Here is a 23,824-nt window from a genome sequence, read left to right on the forward strand (position 1 = left end):
CCGAGGGGTCAGGCGCCCACGTCGAGGCGGGTGATCTGCGACTCGTCCAACGGGAACCACGGCACCTCGTTGACGCCGCGTTCCTGCACCGCGTTCACCGTCACCGCGGCCAGGACCAGCACGACCAGGCCGACGATCGCGGCGACCCCGGGCCACCGGCTCGAACCCGGCTCGCGGTAACCGCCGCCGGAGGTCGCCGCCTTGCGCTGTTTGCGGCGCTTCTTCTTGAGTTCCTTCTTCGCACCCAGCCAGGCGTCGAGCTCGGCGTGCTTCTGCCAGTTCGGGTCGGCCAGGTCCGGATGGGTCTCGATCCGGCGGTCCTCTTCGTCCATCTCGGTCCTCTTCCCCAGGGGTTGGGCCTGCTACCCGCAGGTGTTCAGCGACGGCAGGGGTTTCGTCGGGTCGTAGGTGGCGACTTCGTCGACAGCGGGCGCGCCGACGACGACCGGTCTGTCCTTGTCAGCGTACTGGGGCGCGAGGATGCCGGTCTTGATCGCGTCACAGGCCATGCGTGTCTTGTAGGCCGTGCCGTCTCCGAGGCTGAGCCCGGCGTCGGCCGTCGCGAACGGCGGCGCCTTGCGGATCACGTAGTCCTGCTCCTCGCGGACGAACGGGACGATGTCGGCCGGAGTCCTGGCCTCGCTCGGTAGCGCGTCGAAGGCGTAGGCGGTCGTGTAACTCGCGTGGATGATCAGCTCGCCTTCGCCGCCGGGCTTCGCGGTGAGGAAGCCGGTCATTCGCGGGCTCACCGGCAGCAGGCGTTTCGGCCCGATGAGGGTCAGGTAGTTGCCCTTCTCGGCGGTGACCGGACCCGTGAGCGTCGGTGCGAGCCGGGCGCGTTCGTTCGGGGTCAGCAAGGCGAGCAGCTCCGAGCCGTCGTTGTCCTGCAGGGCCCGGGAGCCGAGCTGTGCGGCCGCGATCGCCCCCGTCACCGTCCGATACCCCGCGTCGACCTCCTGCGCGGTGAAGCCACCGACGGCCTGCCCCGCCGGCACGGTGATCCCGGCGAGGCCTTCACCCCAGTTCGCGGCGGGGGTGCGGTCGTAAGGCCGGGCGAGGTCGACGCCGCCGACCACCGGAGCCGGTTGCGGCGACCCTCCGGAGCTGTGCCCCCGCAACTGCGGCATGACGACGGCCGCGACCACGAGCACGACAGCCGTCAGGCTCAGGAACAGGGTCACGACGAGCCCCCGGGACATCCGGAAACCCGGCCGGAAGCGACGGCGCGGAGCCTGCTTCCGGCGCTGTTTGCGGTCCTTCTTCGCGCCACGCCGGGCGTCGAGTTCGGCGCGCCTGCTCCAAGCCGGATCCATCAGATCCGGATGTGTCTCCATCCGGCTGTCTTCCATGAACGAGCCCTCTCCCCAGTGCGTCGAGACAAACCCTCATCGGCGGGGAACGGCGAGCGTTACGGCCGGTGAGGAACGCGGTGGAGGGGGTTCGTAGACTTGACAATGTGACCGAGAACGCCCAGCCGCAGCAGACCGACCTACCGGGTGCCTGGAACCCGGCCGACGAAGAAGCCTCGCTCTACCAGCGTTGGGTAGACGCCGGGTACTTCACGGCCGACCCCACGTCGGACAAGCCGCCGTTCACGGTAGTCATCCCGCCGCCGAACGTGACCGGTTCGCTGCACATCGGGCACGCGTTCGAGCACACCCTGATCGACGCGAGCACCCGTTTCCACCGCATGCTCGGCGACGAGACGCTGTACCTGCCCGGGATGGACCACGCGAGCATCGCGGTCCACGCGCTGGTCGAGAAGCAGCTCCGCGCCGAGGGCACCAGCCGCCGCGAGCTCGGCCGCGAGGCCTTCGTCGACCGCGTCTGGCAGTGGAAGAACGAGCACGGCGGCAAGATCCTCGCGCAGATGAAGCGCCTCGGCGAGGGCGTCGACTGGACCCGCGAGCGGTTCACCATGGACGACGGCCTGTCCAAGGCCGTCAACACGATCTTCAAGAAGCTCTTCGACGACGGCCTGATCTACCGCGCCGAGCGGCTGGTCAACTGGTCGCCGGAGCTGCGGTCGGTGCTTTCCGACGCCGAGGTGAAGCACGAGGAGGTCGAGGGCGAACTCGTCTCCATGCGCTACGGCGACGGGGACGACGCGATCGTCGTGGCCACCACCCGGATGGAGACGATGCTCGGCGACACCGCCGTCGCGGTCCACCCGGACGACGAGCGCTACACGCATCTCATCGGCACCGAGGTCGAGCTCCCGCTGACCGGGCGCAGGATCCCGATCGTCGCGGACAAGCACGTCGACCCGGAGTTCGGCACCGGCGCGGTCAAGGTGACCCCCGCGCACGACCCGAACGACTTCGAGATCGGCCAGCGCCACGACCTGCCGATGATCACGATCATGGACGAGCAGGGCCGCATCGACGGCACCGGCACCGAGTTCGACGGCATGGACCGTTTCGAGGCCCGCGTCGCGGTGCGGGAGAAGCTGCGCGAACAGGGCCGCATCGTCGCGGAAAAGCGTCCGTACCTGCACAGCGTCGGGCACTCCGAGCGCTCGAAGGAGCCGATCGAGCCGCGGCTTTCGCTGCAGTGGTTCGTCAAGGTCGGCCCGCTCGCGAAGGCCGCGGGCGACGCGGTGCGCGACGGCCGGGTGAACGTCCACCCGCCGGAGATGGAGAAGCGCTACTTCGACTGGGTCGACAACCTGCACGACTGGTGCATCTCGCGCCAGCTGTGGTGGGGCCACCGCATCCCGGTCTGGTACGGCCCGAACGACGAGGTCGTCTGCGTCGGACCGGACGAGGAGCCGCCCACGGGCGAGGGCTGGACCCAGGACCCGGACGTCCTCGACACCTGGTTCTCCTCGGGCCTGTGGCCGTTCTCGACCCTCGGCTGGCCGGAGAAGACACCGGACCTCAACAAGTTCTATCCGACGTCGGTGCTGGTCACCGGCTACGACATCCTGTTCTTCTGGGTCGTGCGGATGATGATGTTCGGCCTCTACGCCACCGGCGAGGCGCCGTTCAAGACCATCGCGCTGCACGGCATGGTCCGTGACCAGTACGGCAAGAAGATGTCGAAGACCGCGGGCAACGGCGTCGACCCCATCGAGTGGATGGACCGCTACGGCACCGACGCGCTGCGCTTCACCCTCACCCGCGGCGCCAACCCGGGCACCGACGTGCCGATCGGCGAGGAATGGGTCGCGGGCTCCCGGAACTTCACCACGAAGCTCTGGAACGCCACCAAGTTCGCCATGATGAACGGCGCGGACGCGAACGCCCCCCTGCCGCCCGCCACCGAACTCACCGAGGCCGACCGCTGGATCCTCGGCAGGCTCGGCAACGTCGTCGACGAGGTCACCGGCTACCTGGCGGACTACCAGTTCGCCAAGGCCACCGACACGCTCTACCAGTTCACCTGGACCGAGCTGTGCGACTGGTACCTGGAGCTGTCGAAGGTCCAGGTCTTCCAGGGTGACGAGGCTCGCGTGACGGCGACGCGCGCGGTGCTCGGGCACGTGTTCGACACGGTGTTGAAGCTGCTGCACCCCTTCATCCCGTTCATCACCGAGAAGCTGTGGACGGCGCTGACCGGCCGCGAGTCGCTGGTGATCGCCCCGTGGCCGGTGGCCGACGCCTCGTACGCCGACGCCGTGGCGGACAAGCGGATCGCCGACGTGCGGAAGCTGGTCACCGAGGTCCGCCGGTTCCGTGCGGACCAGGGCCTCAAGCCCAGCCAGAAGGTGGCCGCGCGGCTGTCCGGAGACGGCTTCGCCGAGATCACCGGGCACGACGAGCCGATCCGCTCGCTGGTCCGGCTCACCTCGCCCGAGGACGGCTTCGCGCCGAGCGCGTCGCTGGAAGTCGGGCTGTCGGCCGGTGTCGTCACCGTCGAGCTGGACCTGTCCGGCACGATCGACGTCGCCGCGGAGCGCAAGCGCCTGCAGAAGGACCTCGGCGCCGCGGAGAAGGAACTCGCGCAGGCCGAAGCCAAACTCGGCAACCAGGCCTTCATCGACAAGGCGCCGGAACCGGTGATCGGCAAGATCCGGGCCCGTAAGGAGACCGCGGCCGCCGATATCGAGCGCATCAACGCCCGATTGGCGACACTGCCGGCGTCCTGAGGTCAGCGGAGGTGGCGGAGGATCACCCCCGCCACCCCCGCCATCCCGGTGCGATAGGGGTGGTACGCCGCCGCGGCGAGCAGTTTCGTGTGCTGCCCGTTGATCCACGCGGCCCCGTTCGACGCGCAGGCGTCGTGCCCGGCGGACGGTCCGAACGTGTCCACGAAGGACGCCTTGCCGTCGGCGGCGACGGCCTTCTCGATCGCCGAGTTCAGCGCCTTCTCGACGCTGTTGAGCCAGGCGTAGTCACCCTCGGCGAAGGGCAGGATCTTCGGGCAGTAGCCGGATTCCGGCGCGATCCGCGGGTAGCCGATGACGAGCACGTCGGCGCGCGGCGAGCGGGCGTGGATCCCGGCCAGCACCTTCTCGACGTTCTTGCCGGTTTCGACGACCTTGGCCTTCATGGTGTCGACGCCGCCCACGGTGAACTTGTCCTGGCAGGGGTTCCCGGTGGGATCGCTCGCGCGCAGTGACGGGCAGGTGCCGACCAGGGTTCCGAAGACGCCGTGGTCGTTGCCGCCGATGCCGACGGTGACCAGGTCGGTGTTCGCGCGCAGGGCGCTGAACTGCGGCGGGTTGCTGCCGAGGAACACGCTCTGCGACCGCGTCATGTTGGTGGTGTCCGCGCCGCCGCAGCTGATGTCGGTGTAGGAACGGACACGCAGCGCCGCGGCGAGGATCGACGGGTAGTTCTGCGTCGATTTCCCGCAGAAGAGCGGATCGAGGCGGGGGAGCGGGATGAGCGGTCCGGAAGTGTAGGAATCACCCAGCGCGACGTAATTCCGGTAGGACCGCCCGGCGGCGGTGGCCGCCGTGGTGGAGGCGATCAGCAGGACGACGGTCGAGACGGCCGCGAACAGGACGCGTCTGAAGCGCATGAGGACCCCGATCTCCGGACTGGGTGGCCTCTCAAAAATGAACCGGATCCGCCCTCGTCGGCGCCGCCGATCGGGTGGTCGGGGGCGAGCTTCACCCGCTTGGGGTGTCACATCGGGTGGTCGTCTTCGCTTCTGCGGTAGACCAGGAGGTAGCGGTAGAAGAGCAGGTTCCGGAGCTTGCTCCCCGGCAGCAGCCGGGCCGCGTCGCGCCGGATCCGGTTCATCGGCGGGAAAGCCTCCAGGATCGGCGCCGACGGCAGCGGATCGATCCCGCCGTTGAGCCGCTCGCCCGCGTACACGACCACCCTGGCCAGCGCGTTGACCGGCGAGGCCACCAGGGCGCGGACGTAGTCGGCGGGCGTACTGGGCCTGCCGAGGCCGAGCACCGCCAGCACCCCGCCGGGGACCAGCGCGTCCCGCAGCTTCGTGACCGTGTCGAACGGGACGTGGTGGAGGGACGCGAGACAGGAGATGAAGTCGTACGCACCCTCCGGCAGCTTCTCGGTGGCGACGTCGGCCTGCCGGTACGAGATCGTGCCGGGGCCCGGTGAGCCGGCGGCGCGGGCGAGGTCGACCATCGGGCCGGACCGGTCGATCGCCTCGACGTGCATCCCGGTCGCCGCGAGCCGCCGGGCGAAGCGCCCGCTGCCGCAACCCACGTCCAGGGCCACCCCCGGGCCCGGAGGCAACTGGTCGAGCAGCAGCGGGTGGTAGTGGTCGTTGTGGTTGAACCCCATGCGTCGAGAGTGCCAGCAAAAGCCGCACGTAGACTCGGGCCGACAGGGAGTAACGCTAAGAGGAGAGTTCGTGCCGCGAGGTGACGGCCGGGATTCTGAAGAAATCGCAGAATCCCCGGACCTGGCAGATCTGGACAGTTTCGCCGGCGTCGACGAATTGGGGGCGCGCGCCCACGATCCGTCCGACGACACCGACCCGGATCTGGACGCACCCGACGCCGCGTACCAGGCGGGCGGCGGCGCGGGCGGCGGGATCGGCGGGATCGGGCAGCTGGGGGACAACCTCGCGCTCGGACCCGTGCCGGACCTGCACGCCCCGGAAGACGTGGAACTCCACGAACTGGACGATCAGGGCGACGACTTCGCCCCGTCCGACCCCAACGGGCAACAGGCACGCCGCGAACTGCTCGCTGTCGAGGCCGAGCTGAACCTGCGCTGGCCCGAGACCAAGATCGAGCCGTCCCTGGCCCGGATCGCGGCACTGGTCAACCTCATGGGTGAACCGCACCGCGGCTACCCGGTGGTGCACGTCGCCGGGACCAACGGCAAGGGCTCGACCACGCGGATGATCGACGCGCTGCTGACCCGCATGGGCCTGCGCGTCGGCCGGTACACGAGCCCTCATCTGCAGCTGGTCACCGAGCGGATCGCGCTCGACGGGGTCCCCCTCTCCGCCGCCGCGTACGTCGACCTGTATCGCGACGTCGCGCCGTACGTGACCATGGTGGACAACGCGGGCGGGCCCGACGCGGTGCCGATGAGCAAATTCGAAGTGCTCACCGGGATGGCGTTCGCGGCCTTCGCCGACGCGCCCGTCGAGGCCGCTGTCGTCGAAACCGGTCTGGGCGGCTCCTGGGACGCCACGAACGTCGTGGACGGCGACGTCGCCGTCATCACTCCGATCGGCGTCGACCACGTCGAGTACTTCGGCGGCGATCCGGCCAAGGCCGCGGTGGAGAAGGCCGGGATCATCAAGCCCGGCAGCGTCGCGGTCATCGCCGAACAAGACCCCGAGGTGCGGAAGATCCTGCTGGAACGCGCCGTCGAGGTCGACGCGAGCGTTGCCCGCGCGGGCAGCGAGTTCGGCGTGCTGGAACGCGAGGTCGCCGTCGGCGGTCAGATGCTGAAGCTGCAGGGCCTCGGCGGCGTCTACGACGAGATCTTCCTGCCGCTGCACGGCGCGCACCAGGCGGCCAACGCCGCGCTCGCGCTGGCCGCCGTCGAAGCGTTCTTCGGCGCGGGCAAGGACAGGAAACTGGTCGTCGAAGCGGTCCGCGAAGCCTTCGCCGAGGTCGAGACCCCCGGCAGGCTGGAGCGCGTCCGCGCCGCCCCGACCGTCCTGCTCGACGCCGCCCACAACCCGCACGGCGCCAAGGCTCTCGCCACCACCGTCGCCGAGGAGTTCGCCTTCCGCCGCCTCGTCGCCGTCGTCGGCGTCATGGCGGAGAAGGACGCTCGAGGCATCCTGGACGCCCTCGAACCGGTCGTCTCCGAGATCGTCGTCACCAAGAACTCGTCCCCGCGCGCGATGCCGCTCGACGAACTCAACGACATCGCCATCTCGATCTTCGGCGAAGACCGCGTCGTGGCCGAAGCCAGTCTGGACGCCGCGATCGAAACGGCCATCGGGCTCGTCGAGCAGAACGACGACCCCGAAGAACCCTTGGCGGGCGGCGGCGTGCTGGTCACGGGCTCGGTCGTCACCGCGGGCGAGGCCAGGACCCTGTTCGGTAAGGAGCCGGCGTGACCGACGAGACCCCGAAGCCGCCGGCCAAGGACCCGATGAAGTCCTTCCGCGGCGTGATGGCCGGTTCCCTGATCATGGAGGGCATCACCGTCGCGCTCGCGCTGCCGGTGGTCGCGAAACTGGGCGGCGGGGTCGGTTCGGTCACCGGCTGGTCGGTGATCGTGATCGCGGTCGCGCTGATCGTGCTGTGCGGTTTCCTGAAGAAGCCCTGGGCGGTGCCCGCGGTGCTCGTCCTGCAGGTCGCGCTGGTCGCGTTCTTCGTGGCGCTGCCCGCCGTGGCGATCCTCGGCGTGATCTTCCTCGGGTTCTGGCTGTGGTTGTTGTGGCTGCGGCGGGACGTGGCGCGGCGGATGGCGGCCGGAACGCTCCCGAGTCAGCAGCAGGCTCAGTAGAAAGCCGTGAAGGCCTCCTTCCCTACGTTCACAGTAGGGAAGGAGGCCTTCACGGACCTCGCGGAAGCAAGGCCGCTAGCGCAGCCGCACCACCTTCAGGTCCGGTGAGGCGGCGATGTCCGCACCGCAGAACCGGCCTCGAACCCAGCCTCCTCCGGAGTACAACCGCGTCTGGTCGGCGAAATGCGGCGACGTGACGTCGGTCGACTGCGAGTAGGTCTGGATCGTCGAGACGTCCGGGCAAGCCTTGCCGCTGAAGCCGACCACCTGCACGAAGCTGGATCCATGCGCGACCTCGTGGTTGCCGCCGGCCGGGTCCCACGGTGCCGTGATCACGTTGAGCACGCCCAGACCGCCGGGCCCGCCGTGGATCGGGATCCGCTGCCCCGCCCGCGTCACGGCCTGGTTGTCGCCGAGCCTGCCGTCGACGGGGATTCCGACGGCGCGGAATTCCGCGAGCGTGTCACCGAAAGCCTTCTGCACGGTGGCGTTCCCCGTCGCGAGTGAATGCGGCGTGGTGACCGGCCGGGCCGGATCGAAGGGGACCTGCCAGAAGTCCCGTAGCCCGCCGAGCCGTGCCACGAACCGCTGGAAGAAGAGCGCGCCGCGGCTGTCGAGCCGGAACGTGCGGTCCCAGGACGCGAGCGTCGCGCAGGCATCGCCGACGGGTACCGGTCCCGACGTGGACGGTGCCTGCCCGCCGGGGAAGGCCGCGCACATCTTCGCCGTGTCGGCGGCCGCGAGTTCGGCGGTTCGGCTCCGGTCGCGGTACAGCATGTCCTTCATCGACGTCGGCGTGAAACTCTTGTCCGCCAGGCCTTCCTCGGCGGAGATCAGCGCTTCCCGCGTCCGGTCCGACCGCGTTGTCCCGGTCGCTCCGACGATCCGGGGGAGCGGGGCGATCGGCGCGCGGGCGTTGGCGAGCCAGGCGCTGTCGTTGGCGTTCAGTTCGTAGTCGCGCCGCTGCTGCAGCGGCAGCCGGGACGGTGCGAACAGACCCGGCTCGAGGGCGCCCGGATCGGTTCCCCAGTCGCACGAGGATTTCGATCCGTCCAAAATGGATAGTCCGCTACCGGGGAACAGCACGCGCCCGAGCGGGGTACCACAGGTCGCGGCCCGTTCGTCGGTGACGTGCGGGACGACCTGGATGTCGCTGTACAGCGCGTTGCCTACCCTGTCCGCGGCGATGGTGTTGACCCACGGGACACCCTGCGTGCGCGCGAGGGCCTCGGCGACGTCCTTGGTGCTGCGCGCTTTGCTCAGTTCGAACCACGTGTTGAGGCCGCGCAGGTTGCCCGCGTTCCCGTCCCGCAGCGCGTGCGCGGACTTCGTCGTCCACGGTAGGGGTACCTCGAAGGCCGATCCGATGACCTGGCCGTATCTCGTCCCGTAGAACGTGCGGCTGATCTCTTTCCGCTCGCCGTTCGGTTCCTTGACCTCGACCTTCACTTCGCGCGCGGTCATCTTCTCCGGTTTGCCGTCGACGAGGTACGTCGTCGGGTCACCGGGGGTCAGCGGCACCTCGAAGAGACCGAAGGTGGTCGCTGTCGACACCGTATGCGTCCACGCGAGGTCGGCGGTGTGCCCGATCTGCGGCAGCGGGATGCCCAGCAGGCTCCCGCCCGCGACGTCGAACCGGCCGGGGATGGTCAGCTGCGACTGCCAGAACCGGCGCCCGCCCTGCCACGGATAGTGCGGGTTCCCCAGCAGCAGGCCGCCGCCGGACCGTGTCCCGTCCCCGCCGATGGCGATACCGTTGCTGCCGAGCTCGCCGGTGCCCATGGCCTTGCGGAATCCTTCCGCGATACGCGGCGCCGTGTCCGGCTCGGCGGCCGGTACGTCCTTTGTGGACGGAGGCTGGGTCCTGGCGAGATCCGAGGCGAGTACGCCCTGCCCGCCCACGGAGGCGATGGCGTAGAAGTGCCGGTAGAAGTCGAGCGCGGTGATGGGCCGGACCCAGTCCGCGCCGCGGCACACCGGATCGGTGATGCGGGCGACGCCGGTCTGCTTCAGGTACGCGTTGTATCCCTCGACGTACCCGGAAACCAGTTCTCGCACTTCCGTCCGCGGGCCGTGCGGCGCTGGTTGCGCGAGGAGCCTCTCGACCACGCCGGAATCGTTGATCCGCTGGAAGTGCAGGTCGCTGTCGAGGTTGTTCTCCGCCTCGCTCATCGCCGGGTTGCCCTGGCCGCCCGCCCCCAGATGCGCGGACCTCCGCGCGGACACGGTCAGATAGGTGTTCGCGAGTTCGCAGATGTTGTCCTTGGCCGCGGCGAACCCGTAGCCGTAGCCGAGACCGTCGAAATCCTTCGCCGCGATATGCGGGATCCCGTACTCGGTGTAGCTGATCACCGCCCTCGACCGGCCCAGCTCGTCCGCGGACGAGACCCCCGTCGTCAGGCTTGACGCCGCCAAGGCCGCCGTGAGCAGCACCAGGCCACGCTGGAATCTTCGCATCGTTCCCCCTCCGGATCGATCATTCCCGTGATCGAAACTACCGGCGGCGAGATCCGGGAAGCATCGGCCGAACGGTTGAGTCGGCTACCGTCCGTTCGTTCATCACCAGGTAAACCGCCGTTGGTCCACCGGCCGTGGCCACGGGATAGAACCGCGCCATGACCGCTTCCCACCACAACCGCCGCACGCTGCTCAAAGCCGGTCTCACCGGCGCCGGGGCCGTCGCGGGCGGACTGCTCCTCCCCGGGACCGCGACCGCCGCGCCCGGCGCCGTCCCGCTGCTCCGCCGCGACCGCCCCGTACTCACCCATGGTGTCCAGTCCGGCGACGTCACCACCGGCTCCGGCATCGTCTGGTCGCGCGCAGACAGGCCTTCGAGGCTGATCGTGGAGGTCTCCAGGGATCCGTCGTTCCGTCACGCGCGCCGCGTGCGCGGGCCGGTGATGAGCCCGGAGACCGGCGGGACCGGCAAGGTCCGCGTCGCCGGTCTCCCGCCGGGACCGAGATCCACTACCGCGTGACCGCCGAATCCCTCGACGGCCGCACGTGCGGCGAGGCCGTCACCGGCCGGTTCGCCACCGCGCCGCTCGGCCGCTCGGACGTCCGTCTGGTGTGGTCCGGTGACGTCGCCGGGCAGAACTGGGGTATCAACCCGGAACGCGGCGGTATGACGATCTACCGCGCGATGGCCGACCGCCGTCCCGACCTGTTCCTCCACTGTGGAGACACGGTGTACGCCGACGCGCCGCTCACCGAGACCGTCGCGCTGCCCGGCGGTCGCGTGTGGCGCAACATCGTCACCCCGGAGAAGTCGAAGGTCGCCGAGACGCTCGACGAGTACCGCGGCCAGTTCGCCTACAACCTCCTCGACGACAACCTCAAGCGCTTCACCGCGAACGTCCCCGCCCAGGTCCAGTGGGACGACCACGAAGTCGTCAACAACTGGTACCCGGGCGAGATCCTCAACGATCGTCCCGAGTACACCGAGAAGCGTGTCGACGTGCTCGCCGCGCGGGCGTTCCAGGCGTTCCACGAATGGCATCCGATCGACCGCCGCCAGGCCGTCGACGGCCGCGTGTACCGCAATTTCCGCCACGGTTCCCGCGCCGAGGTCTTCGTGCTGGACATGCGGACGTACAAGGACGCCAACACCGCGGACCAGACCGCGCCGGGCCGGATCCTCGGTGACCGCCAGGCGCGTTGGCTCGTCGACGCGCTCGACCGCAGCACCGCCACCTGGAAGATCGTCCAGGCGGACCTCCCGATCGGTCTCACCGTCCCGGACGGCAAGGGCATCGAAGGCGTCGCCAACGGTTTGCCCGGCGCGCCCGGCGGCCGCGAGACCGAACTCGCCTGGGTGCTGCGGGAGATCGCGCGGCGCCGGGTGCGCAACGTCGTCTGGCTGACCGCCGACGTGCACTACACCGCCGCGCACCACTACTCGCCGGATCGCGCTTCCTTCACCGATTTCGACCCGTTCTGGGAGTTCGTCTCCGGTCCGCTCAACGCCGGCGCGTTCGGTCCGAACACGCTCGACCCGACCTTCGGGCCAGAAGCGGTGTTCGTGCACGCGCCGCCCGCCGCGAACACCTCGCCCGCCGACGGTTTCCAGCACTTCGGCGAGGTGAACATCGACGGACGAAGCGGCACGCTCACAGTCGACCTGAGGGACGCTACGGGCGCTTCGCTGTGGTCGAAGACCCTGCAACCTCAACGCTGAGCAGCTCCGTCAGGATCGCGATGCTCTGATCGCCGTGCCCGGCCTCGGCGGCCCGCCGCACGAGGTCGTGCAGCGGACGCTGCCATGCGACGTCGACGCCTTCCTCGGCCAGTTCGAGGTCGGCGACGGCGCCGGCGTGGAAGATGTCCACCGACGCGGCGGGGGCCGAGTAGTCGCGACTGTCGATTTCCTTGGCGTACATCGGAAGTGCCGAGATGATCATCTCGAACCACTTGGTGGCGTACGGCAGGAGCGTTCCGGCTTCGAGCCCGCGCGACCGCAGCGCGGCGGCACCCTGGAAGAACCCGACCAGCGCGGGCAACAGGGTGCCGCCGACGGCCATTTCGTACAGCGCGGCGAGATCGGTCTCCTCACCGAGGTGGACGGTGTCGCCGCCCAGCACGCGCAACGTGTCCCCGTGTTCGTCGAAGACGGCCTTGTCACCGCCGTAGTACAGCAACGTGTCCGGCGCGCCCACGGCCGACGGGATGTTCTTGACCGCGCCGTCGAGGAACCGCGCGCCCCGGCCCGTCGCCCACTCGGCCATCCTGCGCGCTCCCGCCGGGGAACCGCTGTTCAGGGTGACCAGCGCGTGTCCTGTCAGCGTGGCCGGTTCCAGCACCGCGCGGGTGTCCTCATAGGTGGTCAGGCAGGCGATGATCAACGGGCTCGCGCGCACGGCGTCCTCGATCGTCCCGGCTCGGCGTGCTCCGCGGGCGACAAGGGGATCGGCCTTCGAAGCCGTCCTGTTCCACACCGTTGTCGGATGCCCGGCCGAAAGGAAAGCGCCCGCCAGGGCGGCGCCCATCGAACCGAGCCCCAGGACGGTCACCGGTGTTTTCGGCATTTTTTGCTCCAGTCAAAGGAAATCTTCGGGATGACTTCATGCTGGGGCGTCGCGTACCTTTGCTCAAGTACCTACTATTTTGCCGGGTACTGACAAAAATGTGAGTGTGACGATGACCAAGAACCGGACGTTCACCTGTGGCCTCGACGCCGCGATCGCCGTCATGGGCGGAAAATGGAAAGGGCTCATCCTGTTCGCCCTCCAGGACGGGCCGGTGCGCTTCGGGGAGTTGCGGCGCGCGGTGCCGGGCATCAGCGAACGGGTGCTGATCCTGCAACTGCGCGAGATGGAGGCCACCGGGCTGCTGTATCGCGAGGTGTACCACCAGGTCCCGCCGAAGGTGGAGTACTCGCTGACCGGGTTCGGTCATTCGTTGAACACCGCGATGGCCAGGCTGGGAGCGTGGGGCGAGGAGCACATGGAGCGTATCGAGGCCATTCCCTGGTCCGACGTGAAGTGAGCGGCGAAGCACCCAGTAGGCTCCGGGCGAATAGCACGAAACCCACCCAAGGAGAAATACCGCCGTGACTGAACGCACGCTGGTCCTCGTCAAGCCCGATGGCGTCGCGCGCGGCCTCGTCGGCGAGGTCATCTCGCGCATCGAGCGCAAAGGCCTGAAGCTCGTCGCCCTCGAACTGCGCACCGTCGAGCGCTCGGTCGCCGAGGAGCACTACGCCGAGCACAAGGAGCGCCCGTTCTTCGGCGACCTCCTCGAGTTCATCACCTCGGGCCCGCTGGTCGCGCTCGCCGTCGAGGGCCCGCGCGCCATCGCCGCCTTCCGCCAGCTCGCCGGCGGCACCGACCCGGTCGAGAAGGCCACCCCGGGCACCGTGCGCGGCGACTTCGCGCTGGAGACCCAGTACAACCTCGTGCACGGTTCGGACTCCCCGGAGTCGGCCGAGCGCGAGCTCAAGCTCTGGTTCCCCGAGGTCTGACACACTCGTGGATGGCGCGGGAAGACCGCGCCATCCACGGACCTGGGGGTTGTCGATGACACCGGACGAGTACCTGGCGCGACTGCGGGAGCTCACCACTGGTTTCGCGCAGGTGGTGCGCACCGGGGACCACGCCGCGCCGGTCCCGTGCTGCGGCGACTGGAGCCTGCGTGACCTGGTCGTCCACCTCGGCAACGTCCACCGCTGGGCGACGGAGATCGCCCGGACCGGCGAGCCCGCCCCGCAGGACTTCGCCGTCGAGCCGGGTGCGGATCTCGCCGCCTGGTACGCCGAATGCGCGGACGGACTCGTCGAGGCGCTGCGCGGGGCTTCCCCGGAAGACAGCGCCTGGAACTTCACCTCCGCCGCCAAGATCAAGGCTTTCTGGTTCCGCCGCCAGGTCCACGAGACCGCGGTGCATCTGCTCGACGCGCATCGCGCGGCCGGAACCGAGTACACGCTTGACCCGTCCGTCGCCGCCGACGGCGCGGACGAGGTCCTCATCGGCATGCTGCCGAAGGTGAAGCGCTGGCACACCCCGCCGGTGGTCACCGTTCCGTTGCTGCTGAAGACGTCCGACACCGGACACGCCTGGTTGATCACACCGCCGGGCGAAGACGACGTTCCCGGCTCCCGACAGGTCGATCCCGCCGAAGCGGCGGACGCCGTCGTCGAAGGCCCCGCGGAAGGGCTGGACTTGCTGCTGTGGCAACGGGTCGGGCTCGACGAGTCGGGCCTCGAGATCACCGGTGACGTCACCGCGGCGAAAACCTTCCTCGCCGGGCCTTTCACACCCTGACCTTCGGCGCCCTACGCCGTTCGGTTCACGTTCACCTCGGGGTCTTCTCCTGGCGGCTCACGTCCGCTGTGCTGAGCTGAGCCGCCTGTCACTCGATCGTGGGGTATTTCGTGAGAAGATCACGCCTGCTGTTGCTCGCTGCCCTGCTGCCCGGTTTGTTCGTCGCCGCGCCGGCGCACGCCGATCCGTTGACCGCTCCGCTCGGACCGGCGCCCGTCGAGGCCGCCCCGGCCGCTTCGTCGGCGAAGGAGGGCCCGTCCGCGTACGCCGTGGCCGCGCCCGACGACGGTCTCGTGACCACCAGCGCGACTTCGCGCGTGGCACCGGGCTTGAATCTCACCGAGTTCGACCGGTACGACCCGGCGGGCTGGATCCGCGGCGACACCCTCGCCGTCGACCTGACCAGCAAGACGCTCAAGCCGGCGTACCTCAGCCCTGGCACGGTTTCCGCGCGGACACCGCTTTCACAGCAGGTCGCCAGGTCCGGCGCGGTCGCCGGGGTGAACGGGGACTTCTTCGACATCAACGCCACCGGCGCGCCGATCGGCGTCGGCATCGACGCCGGGAAACTCCAGACGGCGCCCGCGCGCGGCCACAACCTGACCGCGTCGATCACCGAAGAAGGCAAGGCGCGTCTCGCGGAAGTGTTCCTCGAGGCGTCGGTCACCTTGCCCGGCGGCGAGGTCGTGCCCGCGTCGAACTTCAACAGTCCCGTGCTGACGGGTGCCGCGATCGGCGTCTACACGCCGCTGTGGGGCGCTTCTTCGCGGCGGACCTCGGTCGCCGGTGCCCAGCGCGTCGTCGAGGTCGAACTCTCCGACGGTGTCGTCACGCAGGTGCGGCCGGAGCCCGCGGACGGCCCGATCCCCGCGGGCGGGACGGTTCTGCTCGCCCGTGACGGCGGCGTGGACTCGTTGTCCGGCTTGAAGACCGGCGACAGGGTGGGCGTCGCGTACGCGCCGAAGAGCGACGCGGGCAAGCTGTCCGTGTCGATCGGCGGGAACATCGTCCTGCTGCGCGACGGCGCGATCCAGCCCGTCGACAACGTCGCCATGCACCCGCGGACCGCGGTCGGGTTCTCCGCCGACGGCACGAAGATGTGGCTCGCCACCGTCGACGGACGGCAGGCCGACAGCCGCGGCATGACGGAACTCGAACTCGCGCGCCACATGAAGTCGCTCGGCGCGGACGACGCCATCAACCTCGACGGCGGCGGCTCGTCGACCATGCTCGCCCGTGAAGAAGGCGAGAAGGCGCCGCTGGTTCGCAACTCGCCCTCCGACGGCGGGGAACGCTTGGTGCCCAACGGGATCGGCGTCACCACCGTTCCCGGTAGCGGCCGTCTGACCGGCTTCTCGCCCCGTCCCGCGCAGGACACCGCCGACGCGACTCGCGTGCTTTCCGGGCTGACGCGGAAACTCGCCGCCGGCGGCCACGACGAGACCGGCGCCGCCGTCGACGGCAAGGCACAGTGGCTCAGCACGAATCCCTTCCGCGGCACGCTGACGAACGGCGTCTTCACCGCGCACGCCGACCGGTTCCGCCCGGACGCGCCCGCGTATGTCGACGTCTACGCGAAGCGCGGCGGTGTCCTGGGCAAGACCACGCTGAACGTCCTCGGTTCGCCGGTCCGGCTGAGCACCAGCGTCGAGCAGGTCGCGTTGTCCGGTGAAGGCGCGAAGAGCGCGTTCAAGGTGCTCGGCTACGACGCCGACGGTTACGGAACGTGGATCGAACCCGACGACGTCAAACTCGATTACGACCCCGCGGTGGTGCGGATCGAGCCGTCCGGTGACGGGTTCGCGGTGACCGCGTTGAAGGCCTCGGGCGCTTCGGCGATCACCGCGACCGCGGGCGGGAAGGTGACGCATCTGGCGGCGTCCGTCGGCACGGAATCCCGCGTGGTCGCGTCGCTGGACGGTCCGGCGGGCTGGAGCGCCAGCGTTTTCCCGGCCGTCGTCGGAGCCGCGCTTTCCGAGGCGGCCGGCCGCGACGGCGGCCGCGGTCTCGCACTGGACTACCGGCTGAACGGGACCAACGCCACGCGCGCGGCCTACGTCAACTCGGCGGCGCCGATCGCGTTGCCGCCCGGCACCCAGCGCGTCGGCCTGTGGGTCAACGGTGACGCGAAGGGCGCCTGGCTGCGGGCGGAACTCCGTGACGCCGCCAACGTTCCGTCCGTTGTGGACTTGTCGTTGAGCGTCGACTGGACGGGCTGGCGCTACCTTCGCGCGGCGATCCCGGCCGGACTCCCCGACGGACAGCGGCTGACGAAGTTCTACGCCGTCGAGAACGTCCCCGATCAGCAGTACGAAGGAAAACTGGTCTTCGACGACCTCACCTTCGAGGTCGCGCCCGCGGCCGCCGTCCCCGCCGATCCGGCGCCGCGCGATCCCGCGGTGATCATCGACGGCGCCGCGACCGGCGGACTCCGGATCGCCGTGGTCAGCGACGCCCAGTTCACCGCCGACCAGCCGGACGGGCCGCTGGTCGCCCAGGCCCGGCGCGCGCTGCGCGAGGCGGTGGCGGCGAAACCGGATCTCGTGCTGATCAACGGCGACTTCGTCGACCGCGGGACAGCGGCCGATTTCGTGCTGGCGCGGTCGATCATCGATCAGGAACTGGTCGGCAAGGCGCCGTGGTACTACGTGCCCGGCAACCACGAGGCCGACGGCGGGCACGGGCTCGCCGAGTTCCAGGCGGCGTTCGGCGAGACCCACCGCGTCGTCGACGTCGCCGGGATCCGGCTGGTGCTGATGGATTCCTCGCGGGGTTCGCTGCGCGCGGGCGGATTCGACCAGATCCGGATGCTGCGCGAGACACTCGACGGTGCGAAGACCGACAGGCGGATCCGCGGTGTGGCCGTCGCGATGCACCATCCGGTCAAGGATCCGAGCCCCACCGGGAATTCGCAGCTGGCCGACCGCAAGGAGGCCGCCATGCTGACAGGCTGGCTGACAGCCTTCGAACGCGAGTCGGGAAAGCAAGCGGCCGTGATCGCCTCGCACGCGGGCGTGTTCAGCCTGTCGCGCGTGGACGGCGTGCCGTACCTGGTGAACGGCAACTCCGGGAAGTCGCCCGCGGCGGCACCCGGCGACGGCGGATTCGTCGGCTGGACGATGGTCCGGTTCGAGCCGGGGGACAAGGCGCAGCCGGTGCGGTTCGAGACGCGGCCGAACGTCGACGCGCTGACGCTGTCCGGCCCCTCGTCGCTGGCGCGCGGGCAGAAGGCGGACATCCGGGCCGTGGTGACGCAGGGAGCGCGTCAGGTGCCGGTTTCGTATCCGGTCAGCGCGGACTGGAAGGGCGGCTGGGGCACGCATGTCGCCGACGGGTTCCTGCCCGCGATGCCTTGGGACGTCGCGTCCTTCGACCCGGCGACCGGGGTGCTGACCGCGCTGCGGCCGGGGGTGGCGAACCTTTCGGTCACCGTCAACGGGGTCACGAAGAGCCTGTCGGTCACCGTGAAGTGAGGGTGTCACGGCCGCCACCCCACTGGACACGGTCGCCCTCCCCGCCGAGAGAACTCACGAGCCCCTGTGGCGAACGCTAGCGGGCTGAAAGCGTCCTTCACCGCGTCGGACGCACCGAAGGGGCCCTTCACCGCGTCACGTGCGGTGAAGGGCCCCTTCAGCCCACGAGCGTCAGGCGGCTTCGTGCGCCTCTTCCACCGTGCCCGGCAGCGCCGGACCCCGCGGCGGGATCGCATCGGCCTTCGCCGGGTCCACCTTCCGCACCGAACCGTCGGCCGCGGTCCGCGCGATCGCGAGCATCGACGCCAGCGCGTCCTGGATCTGCTGCTGCTCCCGCTCCGGGATGAGGCTCAGTTCGATCAGCACGCTGCCGTTGCCGAGCAGCCCGTACCCGTTGCGCGCGATGCCCTGGTAGTCACCGCCGGGGTACTGCGAGACGTAGCCGCCGTTGCCGTCGATCGACCGCTGCACCACGACCGCGATCTGCTTCGCGAAGTCCACATCGGACTGTTTCACGCCCGCGTTCGTCGGCCACAGCGTCGAAGCGGTGATCTCGCGGCCGTTCGCGTCGCGGTAGCGGCCCTGCATGTGGTAGTCGACCATGATGTCCGGCTTGAACGACGCGTTCCGCCGCTGGATCAGACCCGCTTCCGTGGCCGGGTTGTCCTTGGGCGCGACAGCCGGGTCGTGATAGCGGTTGATGTCGTACCCCTTGCCCTTCTCACCGTATTCGGGAGTGGCGTCAGGGTCGTAGTTGTAGCGCCAGTCGCGCTCGTGCCCGTCGGGATTGGCGCGCACGACGATGTCGACGGTCACCTTCGAGAGCAGCTTCTGCGCCCACGGACTGTGCCCGACGCCGACCTGGCGCAGGAACTCGAGCGCGGCGGGGGTGCCGAGCGGCTCGTCGCCGTGCTGCTGGGTGACGTACTGGATCCGCGTCTTGCCGTGGCCGACCCTGGCCGCCCACACCGGACGGCCCTCGTTGCTGCGGCCGATCTTGTCCACACGGATCTTCCCGTGGCTGAGCAGCGCGAGTTTGTGCAGCTCGAAGGCCAGTTTGGCGGTGGAGGGCCGCGGATCGACGGTCCGACCGTCCACAGAGGTCTCGGCGGTCTCGGCTGCCTGCGCGGCGGGCGCCACCAGGAGCCCGGCGCTGACAAAAACGGACAACAGGGCGATTCTGGGCTTGAGACTCATGGTCGGTGAGTATCGACGAGCCGGGACCGTCCAACAAGGGTGCGGATAAACCGGTCGAATTTTGTCGGTGGCAGGTCCTAGGGTGCGAACCGTGGGTGACTCAGAGCACGAACCGGCGATGGTGCAGGCGAAGGCGTTGGTCAAGCGTTTCGGCGACTTCGAGGCCGTACGCGGGATCGATGTCGAGGTCCGCCCCGGGGAGGCGTTCGGCTTCCTCGGGCCCAACGGCGCGGGCAAGTCCTCCACCATGCGGATGATCGCGAGCGTGTCCCCCCGCAGCGACGGCGACCTGCGGGTCCTCGGCATGGATCCGGACGTCGAGGGGCCGAAGATCCGCGCGCGGCTCGGCGTGGTGCCGCAGCAGGACAACCTCGACACCGAGCTCACCGTCCGGCAGAACCTCCAGATCTACGGCCGCTACTTCGGGCTCTCCCGCTCGCACGTGCGGAGCAAGGCCGAGGAGCTGATGGAGTTCGCCCAGCTCACCGACCGGGCGGACGCGGAGGTCGATTCGCTCTCCGGCGGGATGAAGCGGCGGCTGACCATCGCGCGGTCCCTGGTCAACGACCCGGAGCTGCTCCTGCTCGACGAGCCGACCACGGGGCTGGATCCGCAGGCCCGTCACCTGCTGTGGGACAGGCTGTTCCGGCTCAAGGCGGGTGGGACAACGCTGATCATCACCACGCACTACATGGACGAGGCCGAGCAACTCTGCGACAGGCTGGTCGTGATGGACAACGGCCGCATCGCCGCCGAAGGCTCGCCCGCCGACCTGATCAGCCGGTACTCCACCCGCGAGGTCGTGGAGCTGCGATTCCCGAACGGCGAGCAGGAAGCGGCCGCGAAGCAGATCGAGGGCCTCGCCGAACGCGTCGAGGTGCTGCCGGACCGAGTCCTGCTTTACACGATGACCGGCGAGGCCACCCTCGAACAGGCGCACGCGCGCGGGCTGCGGCCGCTGTCGAGCCTGGTCCGCCGGAGTTCGCTGGAGGACGTCTTCCTCCGCCTCACCGGCCGGACGCTGGTGGACTGATGACCACGGCGGAGACGAAGGCCTCGACGGGCCGCGTGGTGTCGACCTGGCTCGGCGCCTGGCTGCGGGTCGAGGGGTACTGGATGTGGTACCGCCGGTATTGGCTGTCGACGTTGTATTCGACAGGCCTGCAGCCGGTGCTGTTCCTGGCCGCGATGGGGCTCGGATTCGGGTCGCAGGTGCAGGCGGGTGCCGCGACAGGCGGGTTCTCGTACCTCGAGTACGTCGCGCCCGCGCTGCTCGTCGCCGGCGGCGCGCAGCTGGCGGTGGGGGAGTCCAGCTATCCGGTGCTGTCCGGGTTCAAATGGCAGCAGAGCTACGTGGCCGTCACCGCGTCCCCGATCACCCCGGGACAGGTGCTCGGCAGCCAGATCATCTGGGTCGGGATCCGGCTCACCCTGGCGGGGTCGATCTACGCCGTGATCGCCGCGCTGTTCGGTTCGTGGACGAGTTTCGGCGTGCTCGCGGTCATCCTGATCGGGACGCTCACCGGCATCGCCTGCGGCACCCCGGTGATGGCGCTCGCCGCGACCACCTACGACGAGGGCGCCCGGTTCGGCCTGGTGTTCCGGTTCATCCTGATCCCGATGACGTTGTTCTCCGGGACGTTCTTCCCGATCGCCGAACTGCCCGTGCCGCTGCGGTGGATCGCCTGGCTTTCCCCGCTGTGGCACGGAAACGAGGCCGCCAGGGCGGTCAGTCTCGGCACCGTCGGACCGCTCGCCACGCTGGGACACCTCGCCTTCCTCGTCGTGCTGGCCGGGGTGGGCTGGGCGTTGGCGCACAAGTACTTCTACCGACGGCTGGTGGTCTGAAATGGCTGTGCTCACCACGGATCCGCCGCGCGGGGTGCTGCTGCGCGTCCTGCCGCCGTCGATGTACAGCGGCCGTTCGAAGGCGGTGATGGAACGCACCTTCCTGACGTACTCGCACGTCTGGATGCTGTTCGTGTCCGGCGCCTTCGAGCCGCTGTTCTACCTGATGGCCTTCCAGCTGGGCTTCGGGAAACTCGTCGGCGAGGTCGTCGGTCCCGGCGGCCAGACGATGACGTACGTCGCCTTCGTCGCGCCCGGTCTGCTCGCGGCGTCGGCGATGAACGGCGCGATCCTGGACTCGACGTACAACCTGTTCTTCAAGCTGAAGTACGCGAAGCTGTACGACGCCATGCTCGCCACCCCGATCGGGCCGCTGGACATCGCGCTCGGCGAGGTCGGCTGGTCGGTACTGCGCGGCGGGATCTACTCGGTGACCTTCCTCGGCGTGATGACAGCGATGGGGCTGCCAGGGTCCTGGTGGGCCGTGCTGATGATCCCGGCGGCTCTGCTGATCGCGATGGCGTTCTCGGCCGTCGGCATCGTGCTGGTGACCTTCCTGCGGTCGGTGTCGCAATTCGACTACATCAATCTCGTGCTGATGCCGCTGTTCCTGTTCTCCACGACCTTCTACCCGCTTTCGGTCTACCCCGAGGCGATCCAGTGGATCGTGCGGATCTTCCCGCTGTACCACGGGATCGAGCTGATGCGCGGCCTCTCGGTCGGCGTGCTGTCGTGGAGCATGGCCGGGAACGTCGCGTACCTGCTGGCGCTGGCGGCGATTGGCATCTACGGGGCGTCGCGGCGGTTCGGGAAACTCCTGCTGCGCTGACCCGAGGCTCACCAGGCCGCGTTCGAGCCCGCCCGCCGGGGCGCGACAGCGGCCAGCGCGTCGACCATCCCGTGCCCGTAGAAGCCGTTGAACCCCGCGTACCCGGTGCAGTACGCGTCCTGCGAGCCGTCGCCGGTCAGGTCGTAGTCGGCGGGACACGCGATCGGTGCCGCCTGCGCGTCCAGCGTCCGTTTCAGCTGGCGGGCGCCGTAACCGGGGTGTTCCGAAGCGAGCAGCGCCGCGACACCGGCGACGTGCGGCGCCGCCATCGACGTCCCGCACAGCGGCGCGTAGCCGCCGGGGACGGTCGAGAGCACGCATCGCCCGGCCTCGCCGCCGGGCGCTGTCACGGCGATCACGCCCAGTCCGTACGAGCTGTAACCGGCCTTGACCCGCTCCGCGCTCACGGACGACACCGCGACGACGTCACGCAGGCCGGCGGGCAGCGCCTGGCAGCCTTCGGCCTGGATCCGGACCCCCGAGCGCGCCGACGGCACCAGTTCGACGGCCTCGTTGGTCGCCGCCGCGACGTTGAGCGTGCCCGCCGAGGTCGCGTACTCGACGGCACGGGCCATGACCTCGTTCACCACGCCGCGTTTGTCGTCGTGGGCGCACGAGAGCGACCACGGATCGACGAAGTAACTGCTGTTCGTCACGTTCATGCCCTGTGAAACGGCCCACATCAGCCCGCAGACGGCGGCCTCGGGGTCGGCGTAGCCGCGGTCGTCGATCACCTTCACCGAGGCGATCCGCACGCCGGGGGCCACGCCGGTGACGCCCTTGCCGTCGTCGGCCGCGGCGATGATCCCCGCCACGTGGGTGCCGTGCACCGACGTGGTCGCGGCCCAGTTCCGGTCGGGCACGCCGGTCAGGCAGCCCGCGGATCTGCCGGGGTCGAGGGCGGTCGCCAGCTCGGGATGGGCGGGGTCGACACCCGAGTCGAGGACTCCGACGACGACGTCGCGGCTGCCGCGTTCGATCACGCGGGCCTTGTCGGCGCCGATCGCGCGCATGTCCCACTGCTCGCCGGTGCGGTCGGCCGTGTCCACTTTCGCCGGATCCGTCGGTTCGAGCTCGGCGCGCGCGGGCGCCGACTTGGCCGACGGCGTGCCGTTGGCCCGCTGCACCGCCAGCCGTTCCGCCTGCGCGCTGAACGCGGCGGCGGGCCGGACCAGTTCGGCGAACTCCCGGTCGGCCGAGGTCGCCACGGCCACCGCGATCTGCGGGTAGTAGATCGTCGTGCGGCCGCAGCCGCCGGTGATGGCGGCCCTGGCCTCGGCTTCGGAGGTACCCCTGTCGAAGGCGACGACGTAGCGCAGCGACCGTCCTTCGGGATGGCAGGATGGCTCCGCGTCCGCCGTCGCGACAGCGGCGACCGAGCCGCAGAGCACCATGAAGGCGCACACGGCCGCTCGCAGGGACCGTCCCAGCAGGGACACCGGACCTCCCACCGGAGAAACAGGGGGACTTCGGTACCCCCAGCGGCACGCTAGCCACCCTCGGCCGGGTCGACAAGCTCTCGCGCGAAGTTCGCTCGGCCGGTGGCCGCGGCGCGCCCGGGAGTCAGGTCTGTGGCACCGAGTACACCGGAGTGGGGCCGGGGTGTGGGATACTCGCGGTGGCCGCTGGCCGACGGGCACACGTGAGAGGTGGTGCTCGCGGTCCCGTGGCCCGGTGGTGTGCTGCACATCCTCCACACGCGTCGCCGCTGCATGCGGCTCGACGACGTGGCGGGCGGCCCGATGTCGCGAACGTGGCCAGCGCTCCGCCGAGCAGACCTTCAGCCGTACGCGGCGCCCGGACAATCCCGGCGCCGTCGCGGTGCCGGGCAAGGATTCCCGCTGCTGGTGACCACCACGGCGGAACGAACAGAAA

General features: G+C 69.7%; 18 protein-coding genes and 1 pseudogene. 11 read left to right on the forward strand and 8 right to left on the reverse strand.

Annotation, left to right across the window (positions count from 1 at the left end; all coding sequences use genetic code 11):
- Nucleotides 1-8: 8 nt before the first annotated feature.
- Nucleotides 9-332, reverse strand: coding sequence for a hypothetical protein (locus HDA45_RS31125; protein ID WP_184901332.1), 324 nt, complete (start codon nucleotides 330-332; stop codon nucleotides 9-11).
- A 30-nt stretch (nucleotides 333-362) separates the two neighbouring features.
- Nucleotides 363-1,349, reverse strand: a complete 987-nt coding sequence (locus HDA45_RS31130) for a hypothetical protein (protein ID WP_246480845.1) — start codon at nucleotides 1,347-1,349, stop codon at nucleotides 363-365.
- Nucleotides 1,350-1,456: 107 nt separating this feature from the next.
- Between HDA45_RS31130 and HDA45_RS31135 the strand changes: the two genes are divergently transcribed.
- On the forward strand, nucleotides 1,457-4,090 hold the full coding sequence (locus HDA45_RS31135; RefSeq protein ID WP_184901334.1) for a valine--tRNA ligase: 2,634 nt from the start codon (nucleotides 1,457-1,459) through the stop codon (nucleotides 4,088-4,090).
- A gap of 2 nt (nucleotides 4,091-4,092) precedes the next feature.
- Here HDA45_RS31135 and HDA45_RS31140 read toward each other — a convergent pair whose 3' ends face one another.
- A complete protein-coding gene (locus HDA45_RS31140) occupies nucleotides 4,093-4,968 on the reverse strand; it encodes an SGNH/GDSL hydrolase family protein (RefSeq protein WP_184901336.1) in 876 nt (291 codons plus the stop codon).
- Nucleotides 4,969-5,075: 107 nt separating this feature from the next.
- Nucleotides 5,076-5,705, reverse strand: coding sequence for a class I SAM-dependent methyltransferase (locus tag HDA45_RS31145; protein ID WP_184901338.1), 630 nt, complete (start codon nucleotides 5,703-5,705; stop codon nucleotides 5,076-5,078).
- 70 nt (nucleotides 5,706-5,775) lie between these two features.
- Between HDA45_RS31145 and folC the strand changes: the two genes are divergently transcribed.
- Both folC and HDA45_RS31155 read left to right on the forward strand, forming a co-directional pair.
- Nucleotides 5,776-7,452: a bifunctional tetrahydrofolate synthase/dihydrofolate synthase gene (gene folC / locus HDA45_RS31150; protein ID WP_184901340.1), complete on the forward strand. Its 1,677-nt coding sequence runs from the start codon at nucleotides 5,776-5,778 to the stop codon at nucleotides 7,450-7,452.
- Nucleotides 7,449-7,844, forward strand: coding sequence for a DUF4233 domain-containing protein (locus tag HDA45_RS31155; protein WP_184901342.1), 396 nt, complete (start codon nucleotides 7,449-7,451; stop codon nucleotides 7,842-7,844). Before folC ends, HDA45_RS31155 begins: the two co-directional genes overlap by 4 nt.
- A gap of 75 nt (nucleotides 7,845-7,919) precedes the next feature.
- Here HDA45_RS31155 and HDA45_RS31160 read toward each other — a convergent pair whose 3' ends face one another.
- Nucleotides 7,920-10,301, reverse strand: coding sequence for a penicillin acylase family protein (locus tag HDA45_RS31160; RefSeq protein ID WP_184901344.1), 2,382 nt, complete (start codon nucleotides 10,299-10,301; stop codon nucleotides 7,920-7,922).
- 158 nt (nucleotides 10,302-10,459) lie between these two features.
- Here HDA45_RS31160 and HDA45_RS31165 point away from each other — a divergent pair.
- A pseudogene (locus HDA45_RS31165) lies at nucleotides 10,460-12,021 on the forward strand (alkaline phosphatase D family protein).
- Here HDA45_RS31165 and HDA45_RS31170 read toward each other — a convergent pair.
- Complete coding sequence (locus HDA45_RS31170) at nucleotides 11,975-12,868, reverse strand: NAD(P)-dependent oxidoreductase (protein ID WP_184901346.1); 894 nt, start codon at nucleotides 12,866-12,868, stop codon at nucleotides 11,975-11,977. The pseudogene HDA45_RS31165 and the gene HDA45_RS31170 sit on opposite strands and share 47 nt — an antisense overlap.
- Before the next feature lie 112 nt (nucleotides 12,869-12,980).
- Here HDA45_RS31170 and HDA45_RS31175 point away from each other — a divergent pair, with 112 nt between their 5' ends.
- The 4 genes from HDA45_RS31175 (at nucleotide 12,981) to HDA45_RS31190 (ending at nucleotide 18,075) form a co-directional block, all read left to right on the forward strand.
- Complete coding sequence (locus tag HDA45_RS31175) at nucleotides 12,981-13,328, forward strand: winged helix-turn-helix transcriptional regulator (protein ID WP_184906238.1); 348 nt, start codon at nucleotides 12,981-12,983, stop codon at nucleotides 13,326-13,328.
- A gap of 64 nt (nucleotides 13,329-13,392) precedes the next feature.
- Nucleotides 13,393-13,803, forward strand: a complete 411-nt coding sequence (ndk, locus tag HDA45_RS31180; RefSeq protein ID WP_184901348.1) for a nucleoside-diphosphate kinase — start codon at nucleotides 13,393-13,395, stop codon at nucleotides 13,801-13,803.
- A gap of 55 nt (nucleotides 13,804-13,858) precedes the next feature.
- On the forward strand, nucleotides 13,859-14,602 hold the full coding sequence (locus HDA45_RS31185) for a maleylpyruvate isomerase family mycothiol-dependent enzyme (RefSeq protein WP_184901349.1): 744 nt from the start codon (nucleotides 13,859-13,861) through the stop codon (nucleotides 14,600-14,602).
- A 128-nt stretch (nucleotides 14,603-14,730) separates the two neighbouring features.
- Nucleotides 14,731-18,075, forward strand: coding sequence for a phosphodiester glycosidase family protein (locus tag HDA45_RS31190; protein WP_184906240.1), 3,345 nt, complete (start codon nucleotides 14,731-14,733; stop codon nucleotides 18,073-18,075).
- 171 nt (nucleotides 18,076-18,246) lie between these two features.
- On the opposite strand, the gene HDA45_RS31195 is transcribed toward HDA45_RS31190, so the two are convergent.
- On the reverse strand, nucleotides 18,247-19,272 hold the full coding sequence (locus tag HDA45_RS31195) for a M14 family zinc carboxypeptidase (RefSeq protein WP_184901352.1): 1,026 nt from the start codon (nucleotides 19,270-19,272) through the stop codon (nucleotides 18,247-18,249).
- Between the two features lie 118 nt (nucleotides 19,273-19,390).
- Here HDA45_RS31195 and HDA45_RS31200 point away from each other — a divergent pair, with 118 nt between their 5' ends.
- The 3 genes from HDA45_RS31200 to HDA45_RS31210 are packed head-to-tail and all read left to right on the forward strand — an operon-like array spanning nucleotide 19,391 to nucleotide 21,949.
- The gene (locus tag HDA45_RS31200) at nucleotides 19,391-20,305 is read left to right on the forward strand and encodes an ABC transporter ATP-binding protein (protein WP_184906242.1); all 915 of its coding nucleotides are present in this window, start codon (nucleotides 19,391-19,393) and stop codon (nucleotides 20,303-20,305) included.
- The gene (locus tag HDA45_RS31205; RefSeq protein WP_184901354.1) at nucleotides 20,305-21,120 is read left to right on the forward strand and encodes an ABC transporter permease; all 816 of its coding nucleotides are present in this window, start codon (nucleotides 20,305-20,307) and stop codon (nucleotides 21,118-21,120) included. The genes HDA45_RS31200 and HDA45_RS31205 overlap by 1 nt, the downstream gene beginning before the upstream one ends.
- Nucleotide 21,121: 1 nt before the next feature.
- Entirely contained in the window at nucleotides 21,122-21,949 is an 828-nt protein-coding gene (locus HDA45_RS31210) for an ABC transporter permease (RefSeq protein WP_184901356.1), read from the forward strand.
- 8 nt (nucleotides 21,950-21,957) lie between these two features.
- Here the strand turns inward: HDA45_RS31210 and HDA45_RS31215 are convergent, their stop codons facing one another.
- The gene (locus HDA45_RS31215; protein WP_184901358.1) at nucleotides 21,958-23,388 is read right to left on the reverse strand and encodes a S8 family serine peptidase; all 1,431 of its coding nucleotides are present in this window, start codon (nucleotides 23,386-23,388) and stop codon (nucleotides 21,958-21,960) included.
- Between the last annotated feature and the right edge of the window lie 436 nt (nucleotides 23,389-23,824).

Origin of the sequence: Amycolatopsis umgeniensis (assembly GCF_014205155.1) — a bacterium.
Classification (GTDB): domain Bacteria; phylum Actinomycetota; class Actinomycetes; order Mycobacteriales; family Pseudonocardiaceae; genus Amycolatopsis; species Amycolatopsis umgeniensis.

What these genes read in the sequence shown, in the direction of transcription:
- HDA45_RS31125 (WP_184901332.1), bottom strand. Translation starts at nt 332, where the DNA reads ATGGACGAAGAGGACCGCCGGATCGAGACCCATCCGGACCTGGCCGAC.
- HDA45_RS31130 (WP_246480845.1), bottom strand. Translation starts at nt 1,349, where the DNA reads ATGGAAGACAGCCGGATGGAGACACATCCGGATCTGATGGATCCGGCT.
- HDA45_RS31140 (WP_184901336.1), bottom strand. Translation starts at nt 4,968, where the DNA reads ATGCGCTTCAGACGCGTCCTGTTCGCGGCCGTCTCGACCGTCGTCCTG.
- HDA45_RS31145 (WP_184901338.1), bottom strand. Translation starts at nt 5,705, where the DNA reads ATGGGGTTCAACCACAACGACCACTACCACCCGCTGCTGCTCGACCAG.
- HDA45_RS31160 (WP_184901344.1), bottom strand. Translation starts at nt 10,301, where the DNA reads ATGCGAAGATTCCAGCGTGGCCTGGTGCTGCTCACGGCGGCCTTGGCG.
- HDA45_RS31170 (WP_184901346.1), bottom strand. Translation starts at nt 12,868, where the DNA reads ATGCCGAAAACACCGGTGACCGTCCTGGGGCTCGGTTCGATGGGCGCC.
- HDA45_RS31175 (WP_184906238.1), top strand. Translation starts at nt 12,981, where the DNA reads ATGACCAAGAACCGGACGTTCACCTGTGGCCTCGACGCCGCGATCGCC.
- HDA45_RS31185 (WP_184901349.1), top strand. Translation starts at nt 13,859, where the DNA reads ATGACACCGGACGAGTACCTGGCGCGACTGCGGGAGCTCACCACTGGT.
- HDA45_RS31195 (WP_184901352.1), bottom strand. Translation starts at nt 19,272, where the DNA reads ATGAGTCTCAAGCCCAGAATCGCCCTGTTGTCCGTTTTTGTCAGCGCC.
- HDA45_RS31200 (WP_184906242.1), top strand. Translation starts at nt 19,391, where the DNA reads ATGGTGCAGGCGAAGGCGTTGGTCAAGCGTTTCGGCGACTTCGAGGCC.
- HDA45_RS31205 (WP_184901354.1), top strand. Translation starts at nt 20,305, where the DNA reads ATGACCACGGCGGAGACGAAGGCCTCGACGGGCCGCGTGGTGTCGACC.
- HDA45_RS31210 (WP_184901356.1), top strand. Translation starts at nt 21,122, where the DNA reads ATGGCTGTGCTCACCACGGATCCGCCGCGCGGGGTGCTGCTGCGCGTC.